This window comes from Kineococcus sp. GCM10028916 (assembly GCF_042674865.1).
Classification (GTDB): domain Bacteria; phylum Actinomycetota; class Actinomycetes; order Actinomycetales; family Kineococcaceae; genus Kineococcus.
This window is the reverse complement of sequence record NZ_JBHTFM010000016.1, coordinates 108410-120985: the sequence shown is the minus strand read 5'-3', so window position 1 is coordinate 120985 and position 12576 is coordinate 108410. Positions and strand designations below refer to the sequence as shown.

The 12576-nt window shown below is 70.3% G+C and carries 11 protein-coding genes; 5 read left to right on the top strand and 6 right to left on the bottom strand.

All coding sequences use genetic code 11. The features are described 5' to 3' along the window. Positions 1–84: 84 nt before the first annotated feature. Genes coxB through ACFQ46_RS14380 form a run of 3 tightly spaced genes read left to right on the top strand, consistent with a single transcriptional unit; the run spans position 85 to position 3214 of the window. Complete coding sequence (gene coxB / locus ACFQ46_RS14390) at positions 85–1044, top strand: cytochrome c oxidase subunit II (RefSeq protein WP_380260092.1); 960 nt, start codon at positions 85–87, stop codon at positions 1042–1044. After that, the gene (ctaD, locus tag ACFQ46_RS14385; protein WP_328295635.1) at positions 1044–2810 is read left to right on the top strand and encodes a cytochrome c oxidase subunit I; all 1767 of its coding nucleotides are present in this window, start codon (positions 1044–1046) and stop codon (positions 2808–2810) included. The genes coxB and ctaD overlap by 1 nt, the downstream gene beginning before the upstream one ends. A 2-nt stretch (positions 2811–2812) precedes the next feature. Continuing rightward, positions 2813–3214, top strand: coding sequence for a cytochrome c oxidase subunit 4 (locus tag ACFQ46_RS14380; RefSeq protein WP_328295636.1), 402 nt, complete (start codon positions 2813–2815; stop codon positions 3212–3214). A 95-nt stretch (positions 3215–3309) separates the two neighbouring features. On the opposite strand, the gene ACFQ46_RS14375 is transcribed toward ACFQ46_RS14380, so the two are convergent. From ACFQ46_RS14375 to rutA, 5 genes are read right to left on the bottom strand one after another with little or no spacing between them, the layout of a single operon-like run. Next, on the bottom strand, positions 3310–4323 hold the full coding sequence (locus tag ACFQ46_RS14375; RefSeq protein WP_380260091.1) for an ABC transporter permease: 1014 nt from the start codon (positions 4321–4323) through the stop codon (positions 3310–3312). Next, positions 4320–5915 (bottom strand): sugar ABC transporter ATP-binding protein, encoded by a 1596-nt coding sequence (locus tag ACFQ46_RS14370; RefSeq protein ID WP_380260090.1) that lies wholly within the window; start codon positions 5913–5915, stop codon positions 4320–4322. The genes ACFQ46_RS14375 and ACFQ46_RS14370 overlap by 4 nt, the downstream gene beginning before the upstream one ends. After that, complete coding sequence (locus ACFQ46_RS14365) at positions 5912–7093, bottom strand: sugar ABC transporter substrate-binding protein (RefSeq protein ID WP_380260089.1); 1182 nt, start codon at positions 7091–7093, stop codon at positions 5912–5914. The genes ACFQ46_RS14370 and ACFQ46_RS14365 overlap by 4 nt, the downstream gene beginning before the upstream one ends. Positions 7094–7144: 51 nt before the next feature. Further along, the gene (locus ACFQ46_RS14360) at positions 7145–8053 is read right to left on the bottom strand and encodes a carbon-nitrogen hydrolase family protein (protein ID WP_380260088.1); all 909 of its coding nucleotides are present in this window, start codon (positions 8051–8053) and stop codon (positions 7145–7147) included. Further along, positions 8050–9126 (bottom strand): pyrimidine utilization protein A, encoded by a 1077-nt coding sequence (gene rutA / locus ACFQ46_RS14355; protein WP_380260087.1) that lies wholly within the window; start codon positions 9124–9126, stop codon positions 8050–8052. Before rutA ends, ACFQ46_RS14360 begins: the two co-directional genes overlap by 4 nt. Positions 9127–9501: 375 nt before the next feature. On the opposite strand from rutA, the gene ACFQ46_RS14350 reads away from it, so the two are divergent. Both ACFQ46_RS14350 and ACFQ46_RS14345 read left to right on the top strand, forming a co-directional pair. Beyond that, the gene (locus ACFQ46_RS14350; protein WP_380260086.1) at positions 9502–10731 is read left to right on the top strand and encodes an Ig-like domain-containing protein; all 1230 of its coding nucleotides are present in this window, start codon (positions 9502–9504) and stop codon (positions 10729–10731) included. Next, positions 10701–11672, top strand: coding sequence for a YbhN family protein (locus ACFQ46_RS14345; RefSeq protein WP_380260085.1), 972 nt, complete (start codon positions 10701–10703; stop codon positions 11670–11672). The genes ACFQ46_RS14350 and ACFQ46_RS14345 overlap by 31 nt, the downstream gene beginning before the upstream one ends. Before the next feature lie 75 nt (positions 11673–11747). Here ACFQ46_RS14345 and ACFQ46_RS14340 read toward each other — a convergent pair whose 3' ends face one another. Continuing rightward, positions 11748–12509, bottom strand: a complete 762-nt coding sequence (locus ACFQ46_RS14340; protein ID WP_380260084.1) for an SDR family oxidoreductase — start codon at positions 12507–12509, stop codon at positions 11748–11750. Positions 12510–12576 lie beyond the last annotated feature (67 nt).

Below are 12576 nucleotides of genomic sequence, written 5' to 3'. Positions count from 1 at the left end.
ACCAAAGGACGGCTCTGCTCAAGACCAACGCGTCGGGAGCACGAAACGTCCCCGTTCACCGCACGAACCGTGGGAAGGCCGACGTTGGGCACGCGAGACTCGGGCGCGACACGTCGTCGCCGTCCCCCCAAGGCACTGCTGGCAGGCGCCCTCACCGGTGGTGCGGCCCTGCTGCTGTCCGGCTGCGCCGGCGACTGGCCGGACGCTTCGGCGAGCAACTTCTTCCTGCCGGACGCCAGCATCGGCGCCACGGACATGACCGACCGGATCTCCAAGCTCTGGGACGGGTCGTGGATCGCCGCCCTGGCGGTCGGCGTCCTGGTCTGGGCCCTGACGATCTGGTGCGTCGTGGCCTACCGGCGTCGCAAGAACGACCCGGAGATGCCGCCGCAGGTCCGCTACAACATGCCGATCGAGATCCTCTACACGATCGTCCCCGTGATGATGGTCGGTGTCCTCTTCTACTACGTGGCGCGCGACCAGCAGACGATCCTCGACACGAAGAAGGCCCCGGACGTCACGATCCAGGTCGTGGGCAAGAAGTGGTCCTGGGACTTCAACTACCTCGAGGACAACTCCAAGCCGGGCGTCTACGACACCGGTCGTCAGGCCGACCTCTCGGGTGAGGCCAGCGTCGAGGACGAGCTCCCGACGCTGTACCTGCCCGTCAACGAGACGGTCCGCTTCGACCTGTACTCCCGCGACGTCATCCACTCGTTCTGGGTCCCGGCGTTCCTCATGAAGATGGACCTCATCCCGGGCAGCCCGAACGCCTTCCAGGTCACCCCCACCAAGGAGGGGACCTTCAAGGGCAAGTGCGCCGAGCTCTGCGGTGAGTACCACTCCGAGATGCTCTTCAACGTCAAGGTCGTCTCGGCGGAGGAGTACCAGCAGCACCTCGACGACCTCGACGCCGCGGGTCAGACCGGCTCGCTGCCGACGACCCTCGCCGGCGCCGAGGAGCTCGCAGGTGTCCAGGCCGACTCCGTCGGCGAGGCCCCTGAGACCGCGAAGGACAAGACCAGTGACGGGAACAACGGCTGATGGCTGCTGAGAGCTTCAACCTGCCCGGGACGGCAGCGCGCGTCACCACGCGCCAGCCCCTGGGGCAGGTCATCCCGCGCCGTCGTGGCGCGGTCATCGCCGGCTGGCTCTCCAGCACCGACCACAAGGTCATCGGCAACCTGTACTTCATCACCGCGTTCATCTGGTTCCTGCTCGCCGGGATCATGGCGCTGCTCATCCGTGCGGAGCTCTTCGAGCCCGGCATGCAGGTGTTCAACACCAAGAACGAGTACAACCAGGCGTTCACGATGCACGGCACGATCATGCTGCTGCTGTTCGCGACGCCGCTGTTCTCCGCCTTCGCGAACGCGATCATGCCGCTGCAGATCGGTGCGCCGGACGTCGCCTTCCCGCGGTTGAACATGTTCGCGTACTGGCTCTTCCTCTTCGGCGGTCTCACCGCCGCGGCCGGTTTCGTCACCCCCGGCGGCGCCGCCTCCTTCGGGTGGTTCGCCTACGCGCCGCTGAGCGACGTCGTCCACTCGCCCGGTCTGGGCGGGAACCTCTGGGTCATGGGCCTGGCGTTCTCCGGGTTCGGGACGATCCTCGGTGCGGTCAACTTCATCACCACGATCATCTGCATGCGCGCTCCCGGCATGACGATGTTCCGGATGCCGATCTTCACCTGGAACACCCTCATCACCAGCGTGCTGGTCCTCATGGCGTTCCCGGTGCTGGCCGCCGCGCTGCTCGCGCTGGCCGCGGACCGCATCCTCGGGGCCCACGTCTTCGAGGCCGCGAACGGCGGGCCGATCCTCTGGCAGCACCTGTTCTGGTTCTTCGGGCACCCGGAGGTCTACATCATCGCGTTGCCGTTCTTCGGGATCGTGACCGAGATCTTCCCCGTGTTCAGCCGCAAGCCCGTCTTCGGCTACAAGGGTCTCGTCTTCGCGACGATCTCCATCGCCGGCCTCTCGGTGACGGTGTGGGCGCACCACATGTACGTGACCGGCAAGGTCCTGCTGCCGTTCTTCTCGTTCATGACGATGCTCATCGCGGTCCCGACGGGCGTGAAGTTCTTCAACTGGATCGGCACGATGTGGCGCGGGTCGCTGACCTTCGACACCCCGATGCTCTGGGCCGTCGGCTTCCTCATCACCTTCCTCTTCGGTGGTCTGACCGGCGTCATCCTCTCCGCGCCGCCGCTGGACTTCCAGCTCTCCGACTCCTACTTCGTCGTGGCGCACTTCCACTACGTCGTCTTCGGGACCGTCGTCTTCGCGATGTTCGCCGGCTTCTACTTCTGGTGGCCGAAGCTGACCGGGAAGATGCTGCACGAGGGCTGGGGCAAGCTGCACTTCTGGCTGTTGTTCGTCGGGTTCCACACGACGTTCCTCATCCAGCACTGGCTGGGTGCGGCCGGGATGCCGCGTCGCTACGCGGACTACCTGCCGGGTGAGGGGTTCACCACCATGAACCAGATCTCCACCATCGGGTCGTTCATCCTGGGCCTGTCGTTCCTGCCCTTCCTCTGGAACGTCTACCGCACCGCCCGCCACGGCGAGCAGGTCACCGTGGACGACCCCTGGGGCTACGGCGCTTCGCTGGAGTGGGCGACGTCCTGCCCGCCGCCGCGGCACAACTTCACCTCGCTGCCCCGGATCCGCTCGGAGCGTCCGGCGTTCGACCTGCACCACCCCGAGATCGCCGCGCACGACATCCACGACGGCGGCGGCAACCTGCTGGACGCGGTGTACGGCGGCTCCGACCGCCGTGGCCGTGAAGACGTGACGGAAGGCCGCTGACGATGAAACCCGAAACCTGGCTGTTCTCCGGTGGGATCCTGTTCTTCGTCCCCGTCGCGTTCGTCTACGGGATGCTCACCCAGTGGACGGAGTGGGTCGGCTTCATCGCCCTGCTGCTCACCGGTGGTCTCGCCCTGCTGGTCGGTACCTACCTGACCATCACCGCACGGCGCATCGACGAGCGTCCCGAGGACAACCCCCGGGCCGACATCAGCGAAGGCGCGGGCGAGCAGGGCATGTTCTCCCCGCACTCCTGGTGGCCGCTGTTCCTCTCCGCCGGTGGGGCGGTGACCTTCTTCGGGGTCGCGGTCGGCTGGTGGCTCTGGTTCATCGGGGTCGTCATCTCCGTGCCGATGATCGTCGGCTGGGTCTTCGAGTACTACAAGGGCGAGCACGCTCACTGAGTCCCACCGCACGACGTCCCACCGCTTGATCGAGCTCACGACGAAGGGCCCCGCACCGGAATCCGGTGCGGGGCCCTTCGTCGTGGGGTGGGGCCTCAGCGGGTCGCGCGGTGGCGGACGTAGCGGGAGAGGCCGACGGCCACGACCAGCGCCCCGCCGTAGAAGAGCTGCTGGACGAAGCTCTGCGCGCCCAGCATCTGCAGACCGACGACCCCGGAGGAGAGGAAGTACACGGCGACGACCGTGCCGAGGGGGTTGAACTGGCCCGGGACGATCGCGGTCGCGCCGAGGTAGGCCGCGGCGAAGGCCGGCAGCAGGAACGACTGCGCCGAGGACGGGTCGGCGCCGCCGAGGGTCCCGGCGTAGACGACACCGGCGAGACCGGCGATGGTCGAGCACCCGAGGAACGCCCCCGCCCGCAGGCGCGGGACGTCGAAGCCGGACAGCTTCGCGACCTGCGGGGAACGACCGACGAAGAGCAGACGTCGTCCCAGGGGGGTGAACTCCAGGAGCGCGGCGAGCAGGACCGCGGCGGCGAGACCGTAGAAGAACTGCAGCGGCACCCCCAGCAGTCGCGTACCGACGGTCGCCTGGACGAGGTGGGGGTCGATCCCGGTCACCGTGGACTGCCCCGAGATCCACTGCACGACGCCGAGCGCGAAGGTGCCGGACCCGAGCGTCACGATGAACGACGGGATCCCGAACACGACGACGCCGAGGGCGTTGACGATGCCCACGCAGAGCGCGGAGGCGACCCCGGCCAGCACCGCCGCACCGATGCTCCAGCCGTGCTGGACGTTCATGACGGCCGTGACCATGGAGGACAGACCCAGCGCGGAGGCGACCGAGAGGTCGAACTCCCCGGTGATGAGGGGGAGCAGGACACCGAGGGAGGCGACCAGCAGGACCGCCTGGGAACCCAGGACGCCCTGCAGGTTCCCGGCGGTCGGGTAGGTCTGCGGCCGGGCGAGGGAGAACACCACCAGGACGACGACCCAGACGCCGATGAGGGCGAACCGCTCGGCGTGCGGAGCCAGTCGCCACCGGCTCCGCACACCGGCCTCCGTGGTGGGGTCGGTGGACGTGGCGGTGCGGGTGCTCGTGCTCACGAGGCCTCCCTGGTCTGGGTGGGGACGGGGAAGTGGGTGTCCAGCAGCCGGGTGCTGGACAGGACGCGGTCGGACAGCGTGGCCTGGGTCAGGTCGGCGCCGCTCAGTTCGGCGACCACGTGGCCGCGGGCCAGGACCAGGACGCGGTCGCAGACCGTGGCGAGCTGCTCGTAGTCGGAGCTGGCGAGCAGGATCGAGGCGCCCCGCTCGGCGGCCTGGCGCAGCAGGTCGAAGACGAAGGCCTTGGCGCCCACGTCGATCCCCTGGGTCGGTTCGGCGAGCAGGACGACCCGCGGGTCGATCTGCAACCACTTGGCCAGGACGGCCTTCTGCTGGTTGCCGCCGGAGAGGGTCCCGAACGCCTTGCCCGGGTCGAAGGGCCGCACGTCGTAGCGCCGGGACAGCTCCTGGGCCCGGCGCTGCAGGGCGCGGCGGTCGAGGCGGAACCGCGATCCCAGCGTCGTCATGACCGGCATCGTCATGTTCCGCTCCACCGACTCCTCGGCGATGCCGCCGTCACGGCGACGGTCGGCGGGGACCAGGACGATCCCCGCGCCGAGGGCCCGGGCGGGGGTCAGGGACGAGAGCTGGAGGGCGTCGCGGTCGACGAGGAGGTCTCCGGAGACGTCGTCCGCGGCCCCGTAGAGCGCGGGGAGGACCTCGTCGTAGCCGGAACCGGCCAACCCGGTGAGCCCGAGGACCTCGCCGCGTCCGACGTCGAAGGACACCCCGTGCAGGCGCGGCGCGACCAGGCGGGCGACCTGGACCAGGCCCTGCCCCGGGACCGGGCCCGGCTGCGGACCCGGTGCGTCCGCGTCGGCGCGCTTGCGCAGGGCCGCGGCCAGGTCGGCGCCCACGATCAGCTCGGTGAGACCGACCGGGTCCGTCGTGGCCGAGTCCACCGTCCCCGCCAGGCGACCGTCGCGCAGGACGGTGACCCGGGCGGTGTGCTCCAGGACCTCGGTGAGGTCGTGGGAGACCAGCAGGACCGAGGTCCGGCCGTCCGCGACGAGGTCGCGCACGACCCGGAACAGCAGGTCGGTGCCCTCGCGGGGGAGGAAGACCGTGGGCTCGTCGAGGATCAGCAGCGTGCGGGAGTCCCCGAGCTCGTCGACCGCGCGGAGGATCGCCACCAGCGCCCGTTCGGTGTCGCTGAGGGTGGCGACCGCGGCGGCCGGGTCGATGTCGAGGCCGTGCCGGCGCAGGGTCTCGCCCGCGAGTCGGCGTTCGGTCCGCCAGGAGACCACCGCGCGACGGGTGGCGATCCCCTGGGCGATGCGCATGTTCTCGGCCACGGACAGCTCGGGCAGCAACCCGAGGTCCTGGTGCACGACGCTGATCCCGAGCGCCCGGAAGGCCCCCGGGGCCAGCGGCAGGGGGGCGGGGCGGCCCCCCACCTCCAGGACCGCTCCGGCGTCCGGCTCGTAGACCCCGGTGAGGACCTTGATGAGGGTCGACTTGCCCGACCCGTTCTCCCCCAAGAGCCCGTGGACGGTCCCGGCGGGGATCTCCAGGCTGACGTCGTCCAGGGCGCGGTGGCCGCCGAAGGTCTTGCTCAGCCCGGTCAGCCGGATGGCGGGGGCGGCTGTCACGGTCGGCCCCAGAGCGCCTCGTACCCCGCGACGTAGGCGTCGCCGTAGCCGGTGCCGGCGGCCGGCGGGGTGCCCGTCTCGGCGACGTTGTCGTCGGTGAAGACCTTCAGCGGGGTGCCCTCGTCGCCGTCCTCGACGATCGGGGCCCCGGTCAGGACGCGCCCGGCCTGGTCCAACGTCGAGTAGGCCAGCCAGGAGATGTTCTCGCCGACGTCCATCGCCATGACGTCGCCGTCCTGGATGAGCTTCAGCAGGTCGGGGGTCCCGTTGAACGAGGCCATCTGGACCTGGCCGGTCTTCCCGGCCGCGGTGATGCCCTGCTGCGCGTAGATCGACATGGAGTCGTAGATCGGCAGGACGTAGTTCACCTCTGGGTCGGACTGCAGGGCGGTCTGGACCTCGCTGGAGATCTTCGTCGCCCAGTCGGTGGTCGGGACGTTGACGACCTTGCTCGTGCAGGAGGGGCAGTTCTCCTTCAGCGTGGCCTGCATCGCCTCGACCATGCCGTTGGAGGGCGGCACCTCCTGGGAGGTGATGATGACGGCGTCGACCGAACCCCCGGAGTCGGCGATGGACCAGTTCGCGATGAGGGCGGCGGCCTCGTTGAACGGGGCCGTGACCTGGGCCGCGATCAGGGGCGCCGAGGTGGCGCTGAACGTCGTCCCCGTCTGCTGGGTGTGGGTCACGATGACCGGAATGCCCGCGGTCTTGGCCCGTTGCAGGGCCGGGGTCAGCAGGTCGGCGTTGATGCCCTGCGCGAGCACGATGAGGTCCGCGCCCTGGCTGATGGCCTGGTCGATCCCGGCGCTGTGCTCGGTGGGGGTGCCCTGGTTGGTGTACTCCACCCAGGTGGCTCCGTACTTCTCGGCGATCGTCGCGCTCTCGTCGTCGACGGCCTGGATGTAGGGGATCGCGCTGGAGTTCGGGATGTTGAAGATCTTCTTGCCCTTGATGCCGGACATCGCGAACGCCGGGGCGTCGAGGGTGAACGTCGGGTCGACGCTGGCGGCCTTGACCGCGGCCGCGGCCGCGGTCACCCCGGCCTGGTCGACGTCGCCGGAACCACCACCGGTCGAGGCGTCGGAACTGCTGCAGGCGGTGAGGGTCGCGGACAGGCCGACGGCGAGGAGGAGGGCAGCGGCCCGGAACGAGGGGCGGCGCGGCGAGGCGACGGGCACAGGAGCTCCTGGAGGGTCGGCGGGAGTTCGTGGGGGGTTCGTGCGGGTGGTTCAGCGGGTCGCGACGAGGCGGGCGAGCAGTTCGACGACGTCGGAACGGCGGTCGCGCGACAACGGGAACGCCGCGCGGGTGCGGGTGACCAGGTCGAGGTCCAGGTCGACCTGCAGGACCGCTCCGGCGGAGTGCGCGGGTGCCTCGGAGAGGACGGAGCCGGTGGGGTCGACCGCGCAGGAACGGCCGAAGTAGCTGACCCGGTGGCCGTTGAGCTCCTCGGCGCCGGCCCGGTTGGCGGCGAGGACGAAGACCTGCGACTCCATCGCCCGGATCGACAGTTCCTGCAGGAACAGCTCCTCCCGGCTCCCCAGGGAACTCACGACGGCCAGCACGACCTCGGCGCCCATCGCCCGGGCCAGCGCCCAGTGCTCGGGGAAGGACCGGTCGTAGCAGATGACGCAGGCGAACCGGACCCCGAGCACGTCGAGGACGACGGGGGAGGCGCCGGGGGAGAAGAAGAACTTCTCGTCCACGTCGACGCCACCGACGTGGTTGGCCGGCAGCGACAACTTCCGGTAGGCCGGGCGGCTGTTCCCGTCGGCGTCCCGCCAGGGGAGCAGGTCGCCGTTCGCGTCGACCGCGACGGCGGAGTTGTGCAGGACGTCGGAACCCGTCCGCTCGTACATCCCCCAGACGATCGCGACCCCGAGTTCGCGTGCGAGGGCGGCGAAGCGTCCGGTGGTGGGCCCGGGCAGGGTCTGCGCCCACCCGGAGCGGTCCGTCGCCCGGGAGGTGCAGAAGTAGGGGGTGGTGATGAGTTCCGGGAGCAGCACGAGGTCGGGGGACGTCCCGTCGTCGCGTCGGGATGCTCTGCGCACCAGCGCTTCCAGCGAGTCGAGGTTCGCGTCGAGGTCTTCGGTGGACTCCCCGGCCTGGACGACCGCCGCGCGCAGGACCCGGCTCACGCGGGGACCGCCACGTGCCGGCGACTGGTCATGAGCGGCTGGATGCGTTCCCCGAACGCGTCGACGCCGGCGACGAAGTCGTCGAAGGTCAGCATGACGCCGGCGATCCCGGGGACCGTGGACAACTCGTCGAGCATCCGCGCGACGGAGGCGTAGGAACCGATGAGGGTTCCCATGTTGAAGTTCACCGCGCCCTCGGGGAGGGAGATGGTGCGTGCGGTCGAGTCCGCGTCGGCGTGCACGTCGGCGGCGGCCTCGTCGGCGCGGTAGTCGAGGGCGGAGAGGTCGGCGTTGGCGTGGTAGTCGTGCCACTTCGCCATGGCCAGCTCGTCGGTCTCGTCGGCGATCACCATGAACAGGGCGAGCGCGCCGACGTCGCGACCGGACTCCTTCGTCGCCGCCAGCAGGCGTTCGCCGTGCGGGGCCATCGCGGTCGGGGTGTTGATCCCGACGCCGTTGAGGAAGTCGTACTCGGTGTTCTCGGCCGCGAAGCGGATCCCGGTCTCGGACTGACCGGCGGCGACGACGTCGATGTGTCCGGGACGGGGGGAGAGCACGCAGTCGTCCATCGTGTAGAACTCGCCCTCGAGGTCGCTGCGACCGTTCTCGGTGAGGTCGCGCAGGACCCGCACGTACTCCTCGGCGCGGCGGTAGCGGTCGCGGAAGTGGTCGTCGCCGGGCCAGAGACCCATCTGCGAGTACTCCTTCGGGGCCCATCCGGTGACGATGTTCACGCCGATCCGCCCGGGGGCGATCGAGTCGATGGTCGACACCATGCGGGCGACCAACGCCGGGGGCAGGGTGAGGATCGCGGTCGAGGCGTAGAGCTTGATGCGGTCGGTGACCGCCGCGAGCCCGGCCATCAACGTGAAGGACTCCAGGTTGTGGTCCCAGAACTCCGTCTCCCCGCCGAAACCGCGGAGTTTGATCATCGAGAGGGCGAAGTCGAACCCGTGCTGCTCGGCCTTCTGGACGATGGTCTTGTTCAGTTCGAAGCTGGGCATGTACTGCGGCGACGACTTGGAGATGAGCCAGCCGTTGTTGCCGATCGGGATGAAGACGCCGACGTCCACGAGACTCCTCGGTTGGTCGTGGGTGGGTGCGTGACCTGCTTCGATGACTTCGAATGTCACTCGAGTCGAACGTAGGTCGTCCGCGTTGCTTGCTCGTCTCGTTCCTGTGAACAGCTCGTTTCGCCGGGGCCGGGAACGTCCGGTGCACGGCCCGGGCGGGAAACCCTGCGGCTGGTCGTCCGGGGATCACGGTCTCCCGTCACCCCGTTGCCGCCACCCCTCGGCCGGTGCCCGTCGAGACCGTGACCGGATCGTGATGTGCACGCGTGCAACGCGACGTGCCCGCGCGGCGTCACCCGGGCGAGCCGTCCAGGTGCGAGGATCGACGGTGGGGAAGTACGAGAGGGTCCTGGTGACCCGGGGGAGAAGCGCTCGGTGGAGAACAGCACGTACGTCCAGGTGCGGCGACGCACGATCGTCGCGGCGGTCCTGGCAGGGGTCGCCCTGCCGTTCGGGCTGACCGCCTGCCAGTCGGACGCCGACTCCGGCGCGGCCGGGCAACCGTCCGCGAGCGGGACGCCGTCCGCACCGCCGGCCACGATCACCGTGACCCCGGCCGACCTGACCGGTGACGTCCGTCCGGACGCGCCCGTCACCGTCACCGCGGCCGGCGGCAAGCTCACCGACGTCACCGTGACCGCGGCCGACGGCACTCCGCTCCCGGGCGCCGTGGACGCCGCCGGGGCCACGTGGACCAGCAGCGCGGCGCTCGCGCCGGCCACGGCCTACGCCGTGCACGCCGTCGCCACGAACACCGCGGGTTCGGCCGCGACGCGGGACAGCACCCTCACGACGTTGACCCCGACCGAGACGGCCTTCCCGGCGGTGGCTCCGCTGGCCGGTTCCGAGGTCGGGGTCGGGATGCCGGTCATCGTCACCTTCGACGCCCCCGTCGCCAAGGACAAGCGCAGCGTCGTCGAGCAGAACATGACGGTCACGGGGTCCCCGAACCCCGTCGCCGGGTCGTGGAACTGGCGTTCCGACACCAAGGTCGAGTTCCGGCCCGAGCAGTACTGGCCCGCGCACAGCACGGTGCACGTCGGCCTCGCGCTCGGCGCGATCGAGGTCGCCCCGGGCGTGTGGGGCAAGAGCCGCGACATCGACTTCACGATCGGCTCCGCGATGCTCAGCACCGTCGACATCGGTGCGCACACCCTCACCGTCACCCGCGACGGCGAGGTCCTCAAGACCATCCCCGTCACCCTGGGGCAGTCCGGCAGCGGTGGGCAGTTCGTCACCCGCAGCGGCACCAAGGTGATCATGAGTCTCGAGAAGTCCCGAGAGATGAACTCCGAGACCACCGGCATCGGGCAGGACGACCCGCGCTACTACAACCTCGACGTGAAGTACGCGATGCGTCTGACCAACTCGGGGGAGTTCCTGCACGCCGCTCCGTGGTCCGTCGCCTCGCAGGGCAGGGCGAACGTCAGCCACGGCTGCACGGGCATGAGCACCGAGAACGCGCAGTGGATGTTCCAGAACTCCAAGGTCGGTGACGTCGTGACCTACACCGGCAGCGACCGCAGCATCGAACCCGGCAACGGCTTCAACGTGTGGAACGAGACCTACGACCAGTGGCGCCAGGGCTCCGCGCTGACCGCCTGAGACGCCGCCGGCTGTGGGCCCGTCGCCTCTGGCGGGCCCTCCTCGCGGTCGCCACCGTCGTGGCCGTGGTCGTCCTCGTGCACCGTCTGCAAGGGGCCGACCTGGGGGAGCGGCTGCGCTCCGCCGACCCCGGCTGGGTGACGATCGCCGCGATCGTCGCCGTCGTCCCCCTGCTCGGCAACGTCGCCTCCATGACCGCCCTCTCGCCGGTGCGGATCCCGGTCGTGCGGACCTGCCTGCTCTGGCTCGCGACGTCCTTCGTCAACCTCGTCACCCCCTCGAGCACCGGGGGTGTCGCGCTGACCGTCCGCTACCTGCAGCAGCGGGGCCTGCCGCTCGCGGTCGCGGCCACCACCATCGGCATCGTCCAGTCCACCTCGTTCGTCGTCACCGCGGTGCTCCTGCTCGGCTGCGTCCTCCTCGCGGGGCGCGAGCCCGAGGCCGGGGTGTCGCTGCCCTGGCCGGTCCTCGGCGGGGCGGTCGTGCTCGCGGGCGTGCTGTTCCTCGTCGTCCGCTGGTGGCCCCGCGCCCGGCGTCTCGCCGCCGAGAAGGTGGTCGAGCCGGTCCGGGCGGAATGGCCGGCGCTGCGCCGCGTCCTGACCCACCCGACCCGCGTCCTGGTGGCCCTGCTCGGACACCTGGCCGTGCCTCTGGGGTTCGCTTCCACCCTGCTCTGCTGCGCCCGTGCGGTCGGGGGAGACCCCTCGCTGCCCCTGCTGGTGCTCGTCGTCGTCGGGAGCTCCGCCGTCACCGCCGCGATCCCCGTTCCGGGGGGCATCGGCGCCTCCGAGGCCTCGCTGGCCGCGGGACTGGTGGCGTCGGGGCTCGACCCGGTGCCCGCCCTCTCCGCCGCGCTCCTCTACCGGGCCCTGACGTTCTGGCTCCGCGTGCCCTTCGCCTGGGTCGCGCTCCTCTGGCTGCGGCGGCGTCGCGCGGTCTAGGGGTTCGGATCCTCGACTCACCGGACGCGACGATGCGCCCGGTGCGTCGACGGGTCCCCACCCGGGCGAGCGGGATCAGCCGGTGAAGCTGCCCGTGTCGCCGACGTAGCGGGTGTGGTCCGCGGGGACCGGGTCGAGCGCGGCACGCGCCACCTCGGCGGCGAACTCGGCGACGTCGTAGAGCTTCCCGGCCGCCTCCTTGCGGGTGGCCAGCGCACCGGGGTTGGAGCGTTCGAGCAGGGTGGCGGTGATGGTGCCCTCGATCATGTCCCCGGACACGACGACGAACTCGATCCCGCGCGCCTCGAGATCGGGGAGGAGAGCCCGGAGCGCGTCCTCTCCGGCCCGTTTGCTGCGCGCGACCGCCTCGTACTCCGGCATGGTCTCGGTCGTGTTGATGAAGTGCGCCTGGTGGCTGGTGACGAAGACGATGCGGGAGCCGGCAGCGAGCAGGGGGAGCGCGGTCTGCAGGACGCGCACCTGGGCGTCGCGGTTGAGCTGCATCGCGTAGTCCTCGGCCATGCCCTGTTCCATGCCGCCCGAGGCGTTGAGCACCAGCACGTCGAGACCACCGAGTTCGGCGTGGACCGTGTCGAACATCGCGGTGACGGAAGCGTCGTCCGTCAGGTCCGCGGCGACGGCGAAGGCCGTCGTACCCGACTCGGTGAGCTGGGCGACGAGCTTCTCGGCGCGGACGGCCTTGCTGCGGTAGTTGATCACCACGGACGCACCCGCCTGGGCGAAGTACGTGACGGTCTGGGCGCCGATGCCACGGGAGGAACCGGTGACGAGGACGCGCTTGCCGGTCAGGGTGTCAGGGGCGAAGGGAGAAGTCACGGAGGGAGAGCCTAACCCTCGGGGGAGGAGGGTCGAAAACGCCGAAGGGCCCCTCCGCCCTCCCCGT